The organism is Virgibacillus carmonensis (assembly GCF_057836705.1).
The window spans coordinates 1-15,710 of the sequence record NZ_JBYQFJ010000010.1; the positions used below are offsets into that span (position 1 = coordinate 1).

The 15,710-nt window shown below is 37.4% G+C and carries 16 protein-coding genes and 9 tRNA genes; 2 read left to right on the top strand and 23 right to left on the bottom strand.

The genetic code is table 11. The features are described from left to right. Positions 1–85: 85 nt before the first annotated feature. From AC3G7N_RS09685 to AC3G7N_RS09730, 10 genes are all read right to left on the bottom strand, one after another. Positions 86–162: transfer RNA gene (locus AC3G7N_RS09685), tRNA-Pro, on the bottom strand. Positions 163–168: 6 nt separating this feature from the next. Then, positions 169–245, bottom strand: a tRNA-Arg gene (locus AC3G7N_RS09690). Between the two features lie 83 nt (positions 246–328). Further along, positions 329–411 (bottom strand) — tRNA-Leu (locus AC3G7N_RS09695). A 23-nt stretch (positions 412–434) separates the two neighbouring features. Continuing rightward, positions 435–507, bottom strand: a tRNA-Lys gene (locus AC3G7N_RS09700). 22 nt (positions 508–529) lie between these two features. After that, positions 530–604, bottom strand: a tRNA-Gln gene (locus AC3G7N_RS09705). Positions 605–610: 6 nt separating this feature from the next. Further along, positions 611–687 (bottom strand) — tRNA-Asp (locus AC3G7N_RS09710). A gap of 110 nt (positions 688–797) precedes the next feature. Continuing rightward, positions 798–869: transfer RNA gene (locus tag AC3G7N_RS09715), tRNA-Glu, on the bottom strand. A gap of 7 nt (positions 870–876) precedes the next feature. Next, positions 877–967 (bottom strand) — tRNA-Ser (locus AC3G7N_RS09720). Between the two features lie 3 nt (positions 968–970). Then, a tRNA-Asn gene (locus AC3G7N_RS09725) sits at positions 971–1,045 on the bottom strand. A gap of 317 nt (positions 1,046–1,362) precedes the next feature. After that, positions 1,363–1,815: a SprT family protein gene (locus AC3G7N_RS09730; RefSeq protein WP_489421954.1), complete on the bottom strand. Its 453-nt coding sequence runs from the start codon at positions 1,813–1,815 to the stop codon at positions 1,363–1,365. A gap of 468 nt (positions 1,816–2,283) precedes the next feature. Here AC3G7N_RS09730 and AC3G7N_RS09735 point away from each other — a divergent pair, with 468 nt between their 5' ends. Next, positions 2,284–3,744, top strand: a complete 1,461-nt coding sequence (locus AC3G7N_RS09735) for a catalase (protein WP_489421955.1) — start codon at positions 2,284–2,286, stop codon at positions 3,742–3,744. Between the two features lie 51 nt (positions 3,745–3,795). On the opposite strand, the gene AC3G7N_RS09740 is transcribed toward AC3G7N_RS09735, so the two are convergent. The 12 genes from AC3G7N_RS09740 to alr form a co-directional block, all read right to left on the bottom strand. Beyond that, the gene (locus tag AC3G7N_RS09740) at positions 3,796–5,967 is read right to left on the bottom strand and encodes a Tex family protein (protein WP_489421956.1); all 2,172 of its coding nucleotides are present in this window, start codon (positions 5,965–5,967) and stop codon (positions 3,796–3,798) included. A gap of 102 nt (positions 5,968–6,069) precedes the next feature. Then, positions 6,070–6,663 carry a protein phosphatase 2C domain-containing protein gene (locus AC3G7N_RS09745; RefSeq protein ID WP_489422100.1) on the bottom strand — a complete coding sequence of 198 codons (594 nt, stop codon included), beginning with the start codon at positions 6,661–6,663 and terminating at the stop codon, positions 6,070–6,072. A 2-nt stretch (positions 6,664–6,665) separates the two neighbouring features. Continuing rightward, a complete protein-coding gene (sigB, locus tag AC3G7N_RS09750) occupies positions 6,666–7,451 on the bottom strand; it encodes an RNA polymerase sigma factor SigB (RefSeq protein WP_489421957.1) in 786 nt (261 codons plus the stop codon). Next, complete coding sequence (rsbW, locus tag AC3G7N_RS09755) at positions 7,423–7,899, bottom strand: anti-sigma B factor RsbW (RefSeq protein ID WP_489421958.1); 477 nt, start codon at positions 7,897–7,899, stop codon at positions 7,423–7,425. The genes sigB and rsbW overlap by 29 nt, the downstream gene beginning before the upstream one ends. After that, positions 7,899–8,231, bottom strand: coding sequence for an STAS domain-containing protein (locus tag AC3G7N_RS09760; RefSeq protein ID WP_489421959.1), 333 nt, complete (start codon positions 8,229–8,231; stop codon positions 7,899–7,901). Before AC3G7N_RS09760 ends, rsbW begins: the two co-directional genes overlap by 1 nt. A gap of 102 nt (positions 8,232–8,333) precedes the next feature. Further along, positions 8,334–9,338, bottom strand: coding sequence for a PP2C family protein-serine/threonine phosphatase (locus AC3G7N_RS09765; protein WP_489421960.1), 1,005 nt, complete (start codon positions 9,336–9,338; stop codon positions 8,334–8,336). A 68-nt stretch (positions 9,339–9,406) separates the two neighbouring features. Continuing rightward, positions 9,407–9,808 (bottom strand): anti-sigma regulatory factor, encoded by a 402-nt coding sequence (locus AC3G7N_RS09770; RefSeq protein ID WP_489421961.1) that lies wholly within the window; start codon positions 9,806–9,808, stop codon positions 9,407–9,409. A 2-nt stretch (positions 9,809–9,810) separates the two neighbouring features. Next, a complete protein-coding gene (locus AC3G7N_RS09775) occupies positions 9,811–10,167 on the bottom strand; it encodes an STAS domain-containing protein (protein ID WP_489421962.1) in 357 nt (118 codons plus the stop codon). Between the two features lie 7 nt (positions 10,168–10,174). Beyond that, positions 10,175–11,044, bottom strand: coding sequence for an RsbT co-antagonist protein RsbRA (locus AC3G7N_RS09780; protein ID WP_489421963.1), 870 nt, complete (start codon positions 11,042–11,044; stop codon positions 10,175–10,177). Between the two features lie 217 nt (positions 11,045–11,261). Then, positions 11,262–11,612, bottom strand: a complete 351-nt coding sequence (locus AC3G7N_RS09785; RefSeq protein WP_089534079.1) for a type II toxin-antitoxin system PemK/MazF family toxin — start codon at positions 11,610–11,612, stop codon at positions 11,262–11,264. A 4-nt stretch (positions 11,613–11,616) separates the two neighbouring features. Beyond that, positions 11,617–11,901, bottom strand: a complete 285-nt coding sequence (locus AC3G7N_RS09790; protein WP_489421964.1) for a CopG family ribbon-helix-helix protein — start codon at positions 11,899–11,901, stop codon at positions 11,617–11,619. Between the two features lie 184 nt (positions 11,902–12,085). Continuing rightward, positions 12,086–13,213, bottom strand: coding sequence for an alanine racemase (gene alr, locus AC3G7N_RS09795; protein WP_489421965.1), 1,128 nt, complete (start codon positions 13,211–13,213; stop codon positions 12,086–12,088). A 409-nt stretch (positions 13,214–13,622) separates the two neighbouring features. On the opposite strand from alr, the gene AC3G7N_RS09800 reads away from it, so the two are divergent. Next, positions 13,623–14,222: an STAS domain-containing protein gene (locus AC3G7N_RS09800; RefSeq protein WP_489422101.1), complete on the top strand. Its 600-nt coding sequence runs from the start codon at positions 13,623–13,625 to the stop codon at positions 14,220–14,222. Between the two features lie 80 nt (positions 14,223–14,302). On the opposite strand, the gene AC3G7N_RS09805 is transcribed toward AC3G7N_RS09800, so the two are convergent. Continuing rightward, complete coding sequence (locus tag AC3G7N_RS09805; RefSeq protein ID WP_489421966.1) at positions 14,303–15,322, bottom strand: LolA family protein; 1,020 nt, start codon at positions 15,320–15,322, stop codon at positions 14,303–14,305. Positions 15,323–15,710 lie beyond the last annotated feature (388 nt).

Sequence of the window (15,710 nt, forward strand, 5' to 3'; positions counted from 1 at the left end):
GAACCCCCATCATCAGCTTGGAAGGCTGAGGTTTTACCACTAAACTATACCCGCATATAAAGTTAATGAAAATTTCACGTTCCGATGGTCGGGAAGACAGGATTCGAACCTGCGACCCCATGGACCCAAACCATGTGCTCTACCAAGCTGAGCTACTTCCCGAGAATATGGTGCGCCCGAGAGGACTCGAACCTCTAACCCCTTGATTCGTAGTCAAGTACTCTATCCAATTGAGCTACGGGCGCTTTTGAAGCGACATTTACTAATATACCACGTTCTCAATATGAATGCAATAGTTTTTTTTAAAATGATTACCTTTTAAATCGAGTGCGGTCGAGAAGACTCGAACTTCCACCGGGTTGCCCCGACTAGGCCCTCAACCTAGCGCGTCTGCCATTCCGCCACGACCGCAAGGAATATAATAGAATTAAGGATGAGCCATGAAGGATTCGAACCTTCGACCCTCTGATTAAAAGTCAGATGCTCTACCAACTGAGCTAATGGCTCATTATATACTACCAACAAAAAATGGCTGGGCTACCAGGATTCGAACCTGGGAATGACAGGATCAAAACCTGCTGCCTTACCGCTTGGCTATAGCCCATTAAAATGGCGGTCCGGACGGGACTCGAACCCGCGACCTCCTGCGTGACAGGCAGGCATTCTAACCAGCTGAACTACCGGACCAGTCCAAATAAGTATTAGAAAAACTAGTTTATACAAGCACTAATACTAATGTGATGTTTTTCTTATACTTTAAACCTTAAGATCTCTATGCTTTCTTAAAGTATAAATGATGACCCGTACGGGATTCGAACCCGTGATACCGCCGTGAAAGGGCGGTGTCTTAACCACTTGACCAACGGGCCATATGTATGGCGGAGAAGGAGGGATTTGAACCCTCGCGCCGCTTACACGACCTACACCCTTAGCAGGGGCGCCTCTTCAGCCACTTGAGTACTTCTCCATATGGCTCCACAGGTAGGATTCGAACCTACGACCGATCGGTTAACAGCCGATAGCTCTACCACTGAGCTACTGTGGAATAATCTAAAATAATGAATCATAGTAATACAATCTGACTTTGGCTGGCTCTTCGCATGATTTCAAAAAGCACGTTCGATCAAGCTACTGTAGAATAATCTAAAATAGTATTTATCTTAGAATCATTGCGACGAGAAATATATTACAATAACTTCAACCTGTTGTCAATTGCTTTATGTAAAATTATGTCCCCTTTTTCTAGGGCTTATTTAATTTAACACGGAAGCCTACTTTCGTCAATGGATTTCCTTTAGGTTTTTATCCTTTAACCATATTCTGTCTTTCGCAAATTTTTGCATAATAACTTCCACTTTCTTTTTATTGTACCTTCAGCCCTCCACCACACTTCCCACATCTATACTTATTAACGTTAACCCTTCGTTGTCTTTTATATACGTGTGCGCAACTTTTACAAATGTAATGATGTCCTCTTTCTTTTTTAGATGAAGGTAGTGGGTTGCAATGTCTTGGTGAGCCTGTTTCTTTTAATAACTTTCTAAAGTCCAAATCTCTATGTTTATACCCCTTTCCTTCTATATGAAGATGATAATGACATAACTCATGTTTAATAATTCCAATAAACTCCTCTTCATCCATCTCCAATACATATTTAGGATTTAATTCAATTGTCCTTTTAGTCGGAATATACCTGCCTCCAGTTGTGCGTAATCTTGGATTAAATCGAACCTGATCTTTAAACGGTTTATTGAAATAGTTTGAAGAAATATCATGTACAAGTACATATAATTCATTTTCATTCAGTAGATTCATACTATACATCCTTTTAATGTGCTAATTTAATTTTAACATAACACTGATGATTTCTTACAACTTATTAGAAAAACCGGATAGCCGTCAAGGCCTGTTTCAGCTAGAGAAACATCTAATAAACTCAACCCTTTTCTCGAATGATGCAATAACAACTAAACACGTGTGACAGACCAAAACTTATGCTTTCTTCCTTAATGGTGAATACCGTTGTTTCCTTTATACTTTTCTTGGGATCTTACAGGTTCATTAATTGCAAAAAATCAAAATACTCATTTAGAAGTTGCAAATGATACATGAGCATAGAATTAGAATTCTATTATTTTTTCAAGTAAACTAGTTAATATAGCAGTTTAACAACTCTATACAAGTCTTATTTAAAATTATTATAAATAGATATTGATTTTTAATAGATTTATATTATAATTAATATAAATTGCTTTTAATCAAAAAGGAGAGGTGTTTTCACGAATGAGTAATAATAAAAACAGATTAACAACCGCATCAGGAGCTCCAGTTGGTGACAATCAAAATTCCATCACTGCAGGTCACCGTGGTCCAGTGTTGATTCAAGATGTACACCTTTTAGAAAAGCTTGCACATTTTAACAGAGAGCGCATTCCAGAACGTGTTGTTCATGCAAAAGGCGCAGGTGCACATGGTTATTTTGAAGTAACCAATGATTTATCAGAACATACAAAGGCTTCTTTCTTAAGTGAAGTAGGTAAACGCACACCAATGTTTGCACGTTTTTCTACAGTTGCAGGAGAATTAGGTTCAGCTGAAACTGTTCGCGATCCGCGTGGGTTTGCTTTGAAATTTTATACAGAAGAAGGAAACTATGACTTAGTAGGAAACAATACACCTATTTTCTTCATCCAAGACGCAATTAAGTTTCCTGATTTCATTCATACACAAAAACGTAACCCTAAAACAAACTTAAAAGACCCTAACATGACTTGGGATTTCTGGTCTTTATCACCAGAATCACTTCACCAAGTAACCTATTTACATGGTGATCGCGGTATCCCAGCTACATTACGTCATATGAATGGATATGGCAGCCATACATTCAAATGGGTAAATGATCAAGGAGAAGCCGTTTGGGTTAAATATCATTTTATTGCTGAACAAGGTGTTAAAGCATTAGATGAAAGTGTTGCTACTGAAATTGCAGGAGATAACCCTGATTATCATACAGAGGATTTATTCAACGCGATTGAAGAAGGTGACTTCCCTGCTTGGAAGGTATACGTTCAAATTATGCCTTTTGAAGATGCAAAATCTTATAAATGGGACCCGTTTGATGTTACAAAAACTTGGTCCAAAGAAGATTATCCACGTATTGAATTAGGTCGTATGGTTCTAAATCGCAATCCGGAAAATTACTTTGCCGAAGTAGAACAAGCAGCATTTTCACCAGGAAACTTTGTACCTGGTATTGAGGCATCACCAGATAAAATGCTTCAAGGACGTTTATTCGGTTATTCTGATGCACATCGTTATCGTATTGGCGCCAACCATCAACAACTACCAATCAACCGTCCATTAAACGAGGCAAAAAGTTACCAACGTGATGGACAAATGCGAGTAGATAATAATGGCGGTGGTTCTGTAAACTATGAACCTAACAGTTTTGATGGACCAAGAGAAGATGCACCATCAAAAATCAATCCATTTGAAGTACATGGAGAAGCTGATAGCGTAGTTTATGAAAATGATGATCATTTCACACAAGCTGGTGATTTATTCAGACTAATGAGTTCAGATGAAAAAGACCGTCTTATTCAAGCGGTAGTCAATCACATGAAGCCTGTTGAAAAAGACGAGATCAAACTTCGTCAAATTGAACATTTCTATAAAGCAGACCCTGATTACGGTGCCCGAGTTGCAGAAGGATTGGGTTTATCTGTACCAGAAAGCGTTAAGTAATACTATTAAAAAAGGAAGGATCTGCGCAGTCGCGATCCTTCCTTTTTTATATTAACTTTTGTTTTCTACCATCGATAAAGCAATTCTACCTTTATTTGCATCAAAGTTTTCTACCCAAACTGTCACAACATCGCCTACGGATGCAATATCCATTGGGTGCTTGACAAATTTGTTGGCCATTTTTGATATATGCACTAGTCCGTCCTGTTTCACTCCGATATCAACAAAGACACCAAAATCAACTACATTTCTAACCGTTCCCTGCATTTCCATGCCTGGTTGCAGGTCCTCCATTTTCAATACATTTTGCTTCAATAACGGTTTAGTCAGATCATCACGAGGATCTCTTTCCGGACGAATTAATGCTTTCATGATGTCCTGTAAAGTTAGCTCCCCTATATCCAACTGTTTTGCTACTTCTTTTTTGTCAACTTCCCTAAGTTTTTCCTGCAATTCATTAGAACCGATATCGGTTACTTTGCAGCCCAACATCGTTAATAACTTTTCTGTATGTGGGTAACTTTCAGGATGTATAGGCGTACGATCCAGTGGATGTTCACCATCAAAAATTCTTAAAAAACCTATACTTTGCTCATATGTTTTTGCACCTAATCGCGGGATTTTCTTTAATTGCTTACGATTAGAAAATTTACCTTCCTCGTTTCGCTTCGTTACAATGTTATTCGCAACCGTTTTGCTTAGTCCTGATACATATTGTAATAAACTGGATGAAGCAGTGTTCACATTTACACCAACCTGGTTCACTGCAGTTTCCACAACAAACGATAAGGATTCGTTTAATTCTTTTTGACTAACATCATGCTGGTATTGCCCAACCCCGATTGATTTAGGGTCTATTTTTACAAGCTCTGCTAATGGATCCTGAACACGTCTCGCGATAGAAGCCGCACTTCTTTCCTCAACCTGCAAATCAGGAAACTCCTCGCGGGCTAATGCTGAAGCAGAATAGACACTTGCCCCCGCTTCATTAACAATAATATATGGAACATCCAACTTATTGTTTTGAATCACATCGGCGATAAACTGTTCTGTTTCACGTGATGCTGTACCATTACCTATTGCAATTAGTTCCACATCATATTTTTTCACATATTTCATCACCATTTTTTCTGATCCGACAAAGTCATTTTTAGGTGCCGTCGGATATATAACATTAACCGTATGCACTTTTCCTGTTTCATCAATAACGGCTAACTTACAGCCTGTACGAAACGCTGGGTCAACTCCTAATACTGTTTTTCCTTTTAAAGGAGGCTGCAATAACAGGTTCTTCAGATTTTCGGAAAAAATCTTTATCGCCTGTTCCTCTGCTGTTTCTGATAATGCATTACGGATTTCTCTTGCAATAGATGGCTGAATTAAACGCTTATAGCTATCCCCTATTACAGTTTGTAAGAAGGTAACAACCTCATCTTGGCTCGCAGATTTTATCGCTTTATTTTGTAAATAGCTCAAAATTCGATCTGTAGGTGGTTCAACCGAAACCCTTAACACATCATCTTTCTCACCACGATTTAATGCTAATGTCCGATGAGATACTAGCGAACGTACCGCTTCATTGTAGTCATAGTACATTTCGTAGACACCCTTTTCATCTTTAGCACGGTCTTTTACTTCTGACTCAATGGTGCCTTTTTTAAAGGTTAGGTCACGGATGAAGTCTCGGTATTCCGGATCGTCCGATATCCACTCTGCAATGATATCGTTAGCACCAGCTAGAACGTCTTCTACCGTATGTATGTCATGCTCTTCTGACAAATACTTTTCAGCTTCTGCTTTTAAATCTATTTCACCCTGATTCCAAATTAACTCAGCAAATGGCTCTAGCCCTTTTTCTTTTGCAATCGTTGCTTTGGTCCGACGCTTTTGTTTGTAAGGCCGGTATAAATCTTCTACTCGCTGCAACTGTGCAGCGTTTGTAATATCCTTTTCAAGTTCATCCGTTAATTTACCTTGTTCATCAATCAGGCGAATTACTTCTTCTTTCCTGCTCGCTAAATTAACTGCATAATGCCATTTATCCTGGACTGACTTTATTTGCACTTCATCTAGGCCACCGGTTACTTCTTTACGGTAACGAGCTATAAAGGGAACTGTATTCCCTTCTTCCATTAAAGCAATTACAGTGTTTACTACATTTGCCTTCACTGTTGTTTCTTTTGCAACCCACCTAATTATATCTTGATCAACTTCTGCTGACATCTTACTACCTCCCATAATTACACTACAATAATTCTACCAAAATTCAGCCATAAAGCATAATGCCCTCATAAAAAAAGACCAGCCATAGTGTGCTGATCCTCTTTATCCTGTATAACGCATTGCAATTAATGTGGTATCATCGACTTTGGATTGACCTTTTCTATACTCATACGTTGCAACAATTTCATTAACCTTTTCATTTAGAAAATAACGTTGTGCTAGCTCTGTATCGGAAACTCCATCTGAAAACATAATAAAGTTCATTGCCTGATCCAGTGTACCATTTTCAACTTTAAATTTGCGATGGTATCCTGCAAGATAGCCTGCATTAGGGATATTACGCTTTTTCTTTCCACTCTCCATAATCGTTATAACACCAATGTTCCCTATAGAGGAAAATGAATAGCGTTTCAAACTAAAGTCAAGTTTCAAAATACCCAGCACGACACCACGTTTTCCTGATAGTTTTTCATTACATTCTTTTATAATTTGCTCAATCGGTGCATGAATATTTTTCTTAATAATTTCAACAACTACTTGTGATGATTCCCTTGCGAATTCACCACTACCCAAACCATCTGCCAACGCACAGACAAATTCATTTTCAGTCTCTTTGTAAAAATAACTGTCTCCACAATAATAATTCCCTTTTTTCGCCTTTTGATAGGAAGACACTTCAACCTTTTTTTCTTCTATACTCAATCAAAAACCTCCGAACTCTCGGACTGAATTGCTTCACGAAGTTTAAGCAGTGCTCGTCGTTGTAACCTCGAAACATGCATTTGAGAAATGTCCAATAGTTCACCAGTTTCCTTTTGGCTTAAGTTATCAAAATACGTACAACGTAAGATTTCTTGTTCTCTTTCAGTAAGAACCGGCAAGATCTTCTCAAGCAACATTTTCTGATCAATGTTATCATAACCGTTTTCATCGCTTCCCACTAAGTCCAGAATTGCTACTGTACTTCCATCTGAATCAGCTTCCACTTTCCGGTCAACAGACAAAGCTTTATAACTTTTGCCCATTTCCATGGTTTCTAAAATATCTTCTTCAGATACTTCCAGGTACTCGGCAATTTCTCGAACAGACGGTGATCTCTGGTCCATGATTGTCAGTTCATCTACTGCTTTCTTTATTTTTGGTCCAAGTTCCTTTATTCGACGGGGAACATGAACACTCCACGTTTTATCACGAATAAATCGCTTAATTTCTCCAATTATAGTTGGAATTGCAAAAGACTCGAATGATTTACCAAAACTCGCATCAAACCTTCGAATAGCTGCCAATAAACCAATCATCCCAACCTGAACAAGATCTTCATGTATGGTACTGTTTTTCGAATATTTCCGAGCAATAGATGCCACAAGATCCTTATAAGTCAGAACGATTTTTTCTTTGACTTCACTATCATCTGGATTTTCTTTTAAATGCTCTATCCATTGGTAAACCTCATCTCTATTGTGTGGACGAGATTTGGTTGCCATCGTAATCCACCTCTATTTCCTGAAGGTACTTAGTCATTAAAACAATAACACCATGATTATTGTTAATTTCCACCTTATCCATCAAGGCATTGATCAGAAAGAGTCCGAAACCTCCCTCGCGTAAGGTCTCTACAGATTCTGTATGCTTATAAGGACCAATACCCCCCTTTATTTCATTCAGATCAAAGCTGCCTCCGTGATCAGCAACCATTACCTCTAGACGATCGTCATAAACGCCAAAACCGATTGTTACTTCACCATCATCATCATCATCATAAGCATGATTTACTGCATTCGTAATAGCCTCTGAAATGGATACTTTTAAATCCTCAATGTCTTCATAGGAAAAACCCATTCTATTGGCGATACCAGATATACTTAAACGAACAACCCCTACGTATTCAGCTTTCGCGGGAACCTTCATTTCAATAAAATCAAATCTTTCCATTATTCTTGCCCACCTCTTATTCCGTCACTAATTTCAATTATTTCATCCAAACCCGTTATTTTAAATAAACGCAACACACGTTCCTGTAAATTTATTAGTCTTAAATGACCGTCAAATTCTTTAGTTGATTTTAAAGCACTAATAAACACACCGAGGCCTGTACTATCCATGTAACCAACTTGGTCTAAATCAACTTCAACGGTTTTCCCGTTTACTTTTGTTAATGGCAATAGTGCATCTTTTAATTTAGGTGCTGTATACGCATCAATTTCACCTGATAGGATAACGTTTGATTTTTCATTTCCTTCTACGACATCAACCACTAAGTTCATTACATATCCTCCTATAGTTAAAGCCCAGTTCTACTAAAAAAACTGGTGCTAATTCATACACTTTAATAAGTTTCTAATACCCGATTAATTAGTAGAATAAACTTACTTCCGTAATATAATTAAAGTGAAATCATCACGAAGCTGAAAGTTTTGAAGTCGTTCAAAGTATTTGTACACAAGTTCAACCATTTTTTGCGCTGGTAAATGGACGTGTTGCCTGATGGCATCCAGTACTTCTTCACTCTCAATAAAACGATCGCCTTGGCGACATTCAGTGACACCGTCAGTAAGTAAAATGACCATATCCCCATCTTCCATGAAACTTTCATATTGTTTATATTTCGTTTCTTTAGATACACCTAACACAAGACCTTTTGCTTCAATTTCTTTAAATGTATTTGTTTTAGCACTATAAAAGAAACCTGGTTCATGACCAGCAGTTGAATATAAAAATTTACCTTCCTTAGGCTTATATTGTGCATAAAACATCGTAATAAACATGCTTGGGTCAACGTTTCTTTCTACAACACGATTTAAATTCCCAAGAATAGTTTTTGGATTCATTGTTTCTTCCGGAAAACTGTCCATTGAATATTTAATCATCGACATGCAAAGGGCAGCAGGAATACCTTTTCCGATTACATCAGCAACTGCCACACCAAGTGAACCATCTTCCCCTTTTATAAAGTGATAATAATCACCATTCAATTGGTGAGCAGGGACACTAATAGCGCCGATATCTAAGCCACTTATGTCGGGCTTCGACGTCGCTAATAATGTATCCTGCATACCTGCAGCAACAGATATTTCAGATTTCAATTCAATTTGGTTTTCACGCAACGTTTGATACTCTTGGTGTGCAAGACCATACGAAATCATTGATTCCATTAAAAAATCCATTGACCGCTGAAAGTCTACAAATAAATCGGGATATATTTCTGCTAATGCCTGATTGTGTAAACTTACAATTTCCTCAGGCAGTATATTATTTTTAATAAATGTTTTACTTATCTGTTCTGCACCGTATAAGGATTGTTCATCTTGTGTTTCAATATAATTCTTCAATAGATCTTTATAATTAGCAGCGTCTAACTTCATCGTATCCATACTGTCCCACCTTCTTAAAAAGACAAAAAGGCTAACTTAAACGATAAGCTTAACCTTTTTGTTCATTGCTACCGTTTCCATTTGGTAGCTTTTATCTCTGTACCTTTACCTAATTCGGATTGAATATCGAAGTCGTCCATTAATCTTCTCACACCCGGAAGTCCAGCGCCCAGCCCACCTGATGTGGTATACCCGTCTTCCATCACTTGACTGATATCATCAATTCCTGGTCCAGCATCAATGGCTATCATGCGAATTCCTTCTTGATTTACTGTGTCGATCACTTCAAAGCAAATCTTTCCATCTCCAGCATATAGATAAATATTGCGAGCTAACTCAGATATTGCGGTAGCAATTCGAGCTTGATCAACTGTTCCAAAACCCATTTTCCTTGCAATATCGCGCCCCACTTGCCTTGCCCCAACGATATCCCATTCTTTCTTAATATTTACACAGGATTGAAGGTTCATTCCTATACCCCCAATTCTTGATAAAGTTTAATTAACCCTTGTTCAATATCTAAAGCTGTAGGCACACCCTTCAAATGAATTCCCAGATCAATTAGTGTCACCGCTACAGCTGGTTGAATACCGGTTAAAACTACTCTTGCTCCCATTAAATCTGACATCGTAACCACATCACCTAATACTTTTGCGATAAATGAATCAATAATTTCAACAGAAGTTAAATCAATCACAACACCAGTTGCTCCACTTTTGTGAATTTTGTTTAGTAGATCTTCTTGAAACTGAATAGCTGTATTATCGTCAAGCTCTGTTTGAATAGAGATTAACAAGTAATTATGCAACTTCAGAATTGGTATACGCATGTCTTCATCACTCCCCAGTTAATGAGTTTAAAATAGTTTCGATTTCTTCGTCTTTTGTTTCTATATTTTCTATTTTGCGATTTGTCATTTCTAATGCTTTTTGGAATCCTTTTTTTAGAGAGCTTTTTGTTGGGAACTTCCCAAGATCAATTCCAAGGTTAACAATAGTTTGTGCAATTTCCGGTCTAATACCCACCAGGATACATGTGGATCCTATTAAACGAACCGCTTCTGCTGCTTGTATGATATGATGCGCAACCATTGTATCCACTACTGGTACACCGGTAATATCAATTAATACGACATCCGCATTGTGCTTAATTACCCCTTCAAGTAAATTCTCCATGATTAATTTCGCTCGCTCCGTGTCGATTGTACCTATTAAAGGCATAACTGTAATATTATCCATAACAGGAATTAACGGTGCGGATAGTTCTTGTAAAGCAACACGTTGCAACGATACAATGTGTTCCCAACTACCAGAATACTCATTGACAAGTTGACGAATAATTGGTTCCACCCATTTATCCACACTTTTTAATACGTTTGAAAAATAATCGGAATCGACCTGTTCAGATTGACTAAGGATAAATTCAACTGTTACTCGTCTAAACACTTGAAGACCATCTGTAATGTAACTTAACGGCCATCCTAGGTTAATAAGTTTTTCAGAGAAATCCTCTAGTGTCTTGGTCGACCCTTGTCCTTTAATACTAGTAAAAATAACATTTACAAACTCTCTGTTTGTGCTTTTAAATAACTCATCAGAAACTGTCGCAGTATAGTTTTCTTCTTTTAGAGAATCAACTTCATCAAGCCACATATGAACAATTGTGTCACTATTTTTTAATGCAATTTCTTTAAACTTTTTATCCACGGATATGCCCCCGATATTCTCTCGTTATATTTTGTATTTTCATTTATATATAGATAATGTGCAAACTTTTACATCATTCATCAAAAAATGCAGGAATCACAAAACTACCTGCTTCATTGTAAGTGTATGCGATTATTATACCATAAACATCGTGTAAGTATGAAACATTAAAAACCCCCTGTTAAAGTGTTTAACAAGGGTTGTCGTTTTCATAATCTCACATATCTTTAAGCCCAAGACTTATTTCCAATGCTTGATCTATTTTTTTCATCATTTCATTATCTAACTTTGTAATTTTATCTGTTAATCTTTGTTTGTCTAACGTTCGAATTTGTTCTAGCAATATAACAGAATTACGATCAAATCCATACCGCTTCGCATTAATCTCAACATGTGTTGGTAGCTTTGCTTTTTGGATTTGAGCAGTAATTGCTGCAACAATTACAGTAGGACTAAACCGATTCCCGATATCATTTTGTAAAATCAGTACTGGACGTATACCTCCCTGTTCTGATCCTACCACAGGGGATAAGTCAGCGAAATATACTTCTCCACGTTGAACGATCAAATTATTACACCCCGATCACAGAACGCTCAAGGGTGTTTTCAGCCTCCTCTTCGGCTTGAAAAGCCTCCGACGCAATTGTTAGATTAATGCGAGCCATTTCCTCGTAGCCTCTTTGCATGGATTCTCGAAATTGTTGAATATGGTCATATTTCTTTTGCTCTAGATAATTCTTTGTTGCTTGACAGATAAAATCGCTAAGATCTCTATTATCATACTTCATTAATCCATCCACCTCATTTAATAGGTTTTTTGGTAATCGTACTAAAATCTCCTGTAAGCTCTCTGACAAAACCATACACCTCCGCCAACTGTTGAACGAACAATATCAAATTTAATTTAATAATATCATTGTACCGTTCTCATTGCAAAGGATTTCAGAGATTTTTGTCTAAAAAATGTATGAGTCCTGTTTAGATATAATCTCTTGTGGTATATATACTTATTTACGGATTATAAAATTATGACATGTTTCATTAGAAATTCTTTTTATAAACCCTCGGAATGCGCTCACTTATCATGCAGGGAATTTCATAGTTAATAGTATCCAAGTATCTTGCTAATTCATCCATTTCAATTTCATCGTTTCCACTTTTCCCAATTAGTGTTACCTTTGTTCCTACAGGATATTCCTTATCCAGACGAATCATCGTTTGATCCATGCATATCCGTCCCACTATTGGCATTCGTTTTCCCTCAACCAACACTTCCATACCTTGTAATTTCCGTATCCAACCGTCAGCATAACCGATCGGCATCGTACCAATCCATTCTGATTCGCTCGTTACATAGGCTCCACCATAGCTGATGGGCTCACCCTCCGCAAGTTTTTTTACATGAATTAAACGGCTATACAGTGAAAAAGATGGTCTAAGGTCAATTGACTTCTCGTTTCGTACATGTACGGAAGGATATAGACCATACATAGCAATACCAAATCGAATATAATGGTACATTTCTGAAGGAAAACGAATTGAAGCAGCACTATTCCCAATGTGAATATCAACTGGTGCATCCCAAATTTTTCCAAACACACCTAAAAGCTGCCCGAAGCGTTCCTGTTGTTCATGAAAATAAGCAAAATTTGTTTCATCAGCTGTAGCAAAATGGGTGTATATGCCTGCTAACTGGATATTTCCGGTTGATTTAACAGCCGAAACCAGGGATTGTAACTCTACGTTTGTTCGAATACCAATTCGCCCCATGCCAGTATCCCACTTCATATGAAGCTTCAATTCTTTTGAAAACAAATGTGTTTGCAGATCTTGTAGCCATTCTTTTTGAAAAAAAGTCAGTGTGATATCGTGTTCCGCAGCAATTTTTGCATCGTTCGGCGCAACCCAGCCTAATACTAAAAGCGGGGCATCAATTCCTGCCTGACGCAGTTCAAGCGCCTCTTCTAAGAGAGCTACAGCAAGTGCGCTTGCACCTGCTTCTAAGGCAGTTCTGGCTACTTTAACAGCACCATGACCATATCCGTTTGCTTTCACCACAGCAAATATATTACTACTCGGAGATAACTTCTGTTTCATTTGTTTTATGTTATAAGCAACGGCATCCAGATCAATTTCTGCCCATGTTGCTCGGTAAAATAGGTCTGACAAAATTACATATCTCCTTCCGTTCAAAATATCCGTATACTCTATTATTTCGTTTTCATTATTACCTGTCAATAAAATCGTAAGCGTCTTGCCAAAATGCTTTTTCGAATGTAATATCAACTATAATGACGAAATAGTCTCGTGTTGTAGTACGAAAATATAGAAGTGAGAGTGAGTGATGCAAATGTCTTTACAAGATTTTCAGAGTCTTGAGGAAGCCTCCGCACACATTTTTCAAGTATTGAGTGAATTTATAGAGATTAACACGTTTTTCATTGCAAAAAATGACGAATCCACAGTCGATGTTGTTAAATCTATAAACCGTGATTTCCCCCTTTTGAAAGAGGGATTTACAATAGACTTTCAGGATTCCTACTGACTACTTATTGTAGATAATGGTCGGGAACCATTAATCATAAATGATTTAAATCAGAATGAATTAACAAAAAACTTACCTATCACAAAAGACTTCGGTGGAGGCTGTCTCATTGGTATTCCACTGCGATATAAAAATGGCAAGAAGTTTGGAACGCTTTGTGGGATGGATAACAGACCATTCGACTTTGAAGCCCAACACATTCAAATGTTCAAAAGCATGGCTTCATTAATTGAGTACATACTTGAACTAGATGATGCTTATCAGAGCATATTCAGTTTATCTGCTCCTATTGTACCCATTTCAAAAGGAATTGCAGCCTTGCCAATCATTGGCAAAGTAGACCATAGTCGTGCAGAAATGATTACAGGAGTTGCTTTGAAAGAAAGCCAAAGACTGGAATTGGAACATCTGGTGATTGATTTGTCAGGGATCCATGATATTGCATCGGAGGATGTCCATGCATTGTTACATACAGTAAAAACATTGAAATTGCTTGGAGTGGAGACGATTTTCACCGGAATCCGTCCAGAATTAGCATTAAAAACCAGTTCATTTGACGACTTAAATAATGCGACGTATTGCGCTAACCTTGAACAAGCTCTAACTTTCTTAGGATTTAAATTTTCAAAGTAACAATCTAAACCGGTTGTTACTTTTCTCCTTAAAAAAAAGTAAAAAGCAGACCCCTTCTTTTGTGAGTCTGCTTACAATTTTTATTTAATTTCTTTTCCTTGTACAGATTTTGCTACTTCGATTAATTCTTCTTTTGTCAGATCATCGCTGGCTAAATAAAAATTCATTCCTCTATTTTGCCATTCGATGGAGTTCGTTGATAATGCACCAATAGCAAAACCTAAGTTAACTATCTCGCCTTCAACCGCTTGTGGTGAAGCCATTGTCGGTAAAACTTCAGCTGTCTCTTCAATTAGAGTAAAGTTTTTCTCGCCTTCAAATGTCATAATGACACGCTTACCATTTTCTAACTCGATTGTTTTTTGTTCAGTTAATTCAGCACCAGCAGTATTTAATGGGAACTCAAGTGTAAATGTATCAGATGCTGTGTCTGCAGATACAGGTACATCTGAAGTAGTACTGCTTGTCATGTTCTTATCCATTGAAAAGTCATCTTCTTTAAAACTAGGATCTGTCTTAAAGCTTGTAAATTTAACTTCCACCACTGCATTTTTATCTTTATCCATCACCTTTATTTGCACAGGTGCATAGGTCTTTTTATCAAAATAGATTTCTTGAAATGGAAGGTTATTATTACTTTGGTAGTTTGTTTTTGTCTTGAACACATAATGTGAATCGGTTGAACTAAATTCGGAATCACTATCTTTTTTAATGTCATTTATAAGTGATTTATACAAGTAAGGTTGGCTTCCATTTTCCGGCCATTTTGATTGGAATTTGAAACTTTTATTCAAAGAAGGCGTTAACACAAATACACCCTCTTTATTCTTTAAAATTACTTGACTCCCTTTTTCGTCTTGATCATTTTTTAATTTAACACGGTATAAATCCTTTTTCTTGTGCCAAATATCAATGTTAAACATTTGGCTTTCCTGACCAGTATCCATCTTCATTTCAGCTGTTGCTTTGTAACCTTCCATATCTTCAAGCTTTTCATCTAACTTCTGTACAACGTCCTCTTGTGACTTTTCCCCGCAAGCGGAAAGTAATAAAACCAATCCTATGGCAAGTGCTAACCAAATACTAATACTTTTTTTCATGGACATATCTCCCCTTGTCTCGATTCCAAGGAAAAAGAAATGTAATCACCGCTTACCGTTTAATATCATGTACGAAAAACAGATGGAAAACCATTGATAATATCTAGAGCTAGTGAATCGTAATACGAATGCCCTTGACCGATGCCTGCGTCTGCTACTTTACCTTGTAACTAGCATGCATTACGAAGCCCGTTGATCCTGCATTCTTGTGAGAACATCGTTACTTCCGCCTTTAGCAGGACCTGGCTTACCAATAAGGTTATCGGTCTGCTTTCAACATGTAGTAACTCATCTGCATCAATGGTTACAGGACAATTAGCATTTGTACACTATCAGTAACTACCCGATATGCTGTGTAGAATGTGTTTTGTTCTGGCAGAATTTCCCC

Excerpts from the sequence above, each read along its gene's own strand:
- AC3G7N_RS09775 (WP_489421962.1), bottom strand. The coding sequence starts at position 10,167 with ATGCGTATACCAATTCTGAAGTTGCATAATTACTTGTTAATCTCTATT.
- AC3G7N_RS09805 (WP_489421966.1), bottom strand. The coding sequence starts at position 15,322 with ATGAAAAAAAGTATTAGTATTTGGTTAGCACTTGCCATAGGATTGGTT.
- AC3G7N_RS09765 (WP_489421960.1), bottom strand. The coding sequence starts at position 9,338 with ATGGATACGATGAAGTTAGACGCTGCTAATTATAAAGATCTATTGAAG.
- AC3G7N_RS09735 (WP_489421955.1), top strand. The coding sequence starts at position 2,284 with ATGAGTAATAATAAAAACAGATTAACAACCGCATCAGGAGCTCCAGTT.
- AC3G7N_RS09740 (WP_489421956.1), bottom strand. The coding sequence starts at position 5,967 with ATGTCAGCAGAAGTTGATCAAGATATAATTAGGTGGGTTGCAAAAGAA.
- AC3G7N_RS09760 (WP_489421959.1), bottom strand. The coding sequence starts at position 8,231 with ATGAACTTAGTGGTTGATGTCGTAGAAGGAAATGAAAAATCAAACGTT.
- AC3G7N_RS09770 (WP_489421961.1), bottom strand. The coding sequence starts at position 9,808 with ATGAACCTTCAATCCTGTGTAAATATTAAGAAAGAATGGGATATCGTT.
- sigB (WP_489421957.1), bottom strand. The coding sequence starts at position 7,451 with ATGGCAACCAAATCTCGTCCACACAATAGAGATGAGGTTTACCAATGG.
- rsbW (WP_489421958.1), bottom strand. The coding sequence starts at position 7,899 with ATGGAAAGATTTGATTTTATTGAAATGAAGGTTCCCGCGAAAGCTGAA.
- AC3G7N_RS09730 (WP_489421954.1), bottom strand. The coding sequence starts at position 1,815 with ATGAATCTACTGAATGAAAATGAATTATATGTACTTGTACATGATATT.